The sequence below is a fragment of the Candidatus Cardinium sp. cBcalN2 genome, from assembly GCF_022810445.1.
In the GTDB taxonomy this organism is placed as follows: Bacteria; Bacteroidota; Bacteroidia; order Cytophagales; family Amoebophilaceae; genus Cardinium.
Window position 1 is genome coordinate 1 of record NZ_JAACGD010000177.1, and the last position, 1,699, is coordinate 1,699.

1 protein-coding gene is annotated in these 1,699 nt (G+C 38.4%); it reads left to right on the forward strand.

Translation table 11 applies throughout. The features are described from left to right. Positions 1-1,486: sodium:solute symporter (locus MUW74_RS04190; RefSeq protein WP_369127117.1), on the forward strand; the 1,486-nt coding region annotated here is incomplete at its 5' end. Between the last annotated feature and the right edge of the window lie 213 nt (positions 1,487-1,699).

Here is a 1,699-nt window from a genome sequence, read left to right on the forward strand (position 1 = left end):
AATATCAACTACTACAATTATATTAGTTATGTCCTTTGATATTCCTTTGTTTTTCATGATAACTTTTCTGTTATCTACTGCCGTGATAGTTTTTTATTCTATTGGTAAGTTTACTTCTTTTCGAGTCTATGCTGTAGGTAATCGACAATTTTCTACGGCTAGTTTGGTAGCTACTTCATTGGCCACTTTTTATGGTGGAGCCACCTTCATTATTAGTATCACTAATTTTTCTTTGGATCCGTTGTGGATAATGTGGCGATTGCTCGGTATTTTTATTTCTTTCTTTATACTTAGTTGCTTAAGCGTAAAGATGTCTAAATTTATCTATCATATCTCCATGCCCGAGACAATGGCTCGTGTATATGGTAAATATCCAAGGATTATTACGGCTTTACTGAGTGTTTTCCTATCTATTACCCTTGTTGCTACGCAACTCCATATATTATCAGAAGTGATAAGTAGCTGTATAAACTCGGTTAATCCAATATTTGTTACCATGCTGGCTGCCATACTACTTGTTGTCTACACTATACTGGGTGGTAGCCGTGCCGTTGTATTGACAGATATATGGCAATTCATCACTTTTGTGACCCTTATTTGTCTTTTAGGATGGTTTATGTTTACACAAACAGGTCGTTCAATTAAGGAAACAATTGCTCTTATAACTACGCACAAAGAATTTGGATGGAGTGAACCATTGCTTAAGCGACAGAAGTTAGCCTTTACATTTCGCTACCTGGCCTTTATATTTGCCTTTATAGAACCTGGTTATATGCAGCATATTTATATGGCCGCTCAGCCTGCTCAAGCCAAAAAAGTTTGCTTATATGCTGGTATAGTTGGTTGTATAGTTATGATATGTTGTATTGTGACTGGTACATTCGCTTTTCTATGGCTCCCACCAGATTTACCACGACAAGAGAGCTTGCATTACCTATTGACCCATATTTCTCCCTTATGTAAAGGGGTATTCTGTATTTGTTTATTAGCTCTTACGATGTCTACGGCTGATTCTAGGCTCCATATCTCTGCAATTATGATAAGCTATGATATAGTACCTGTAATACTTCCTCTACGGCTTAGAAAAAAACTCTCCTGTATGGACCATTATAAAATAGCTTATGTAGCTATATTACTGATTGTTACATTGAGTATTCTCTTGTGCTTACATATCCCTTATTTTTTCTCCTTACGTTGTTTGACTGACTGGATTAACCGACTTTATATCCCCATGGTAGCTGCTCCATTTATTTTAGCCGTTTTAGGCTTTAGTACCAGTTCAACTATTGCGTTAATTGGTATGGCTACAGGTGCCTTAGCTGTTTCCGCCTGGCGTAAATGGATTGCTCATATATTACGGACAGACAGTAGTTTTTTTCCTTGCGTATTAGTTAGTGGCCTAACTATGTTAGCCCTACACTATGTATGGACACGGTCAAATCGTAAAAGAAAGGGCTCCAAAGTGAGACATCAACTATCTAACTAGCACTGTGGCAGCAACAAGGTATGGCCCACGCAGTTTATTAGCTGATTGTCAAATTAGTAGTAGCTGTTCAGCGCAGTGGCAAAGCTACGTAGAAAAAGCAAAAACGCCCCTTGTAAAATAGTTGCGATCAGCAAGCAGCCCTTACAGCTGAAATAGAAAAACAGCCTGTTTGAAGCCCGCGAAGCGGGCGAGTTCTGTTTTTCCAGGTGTAAG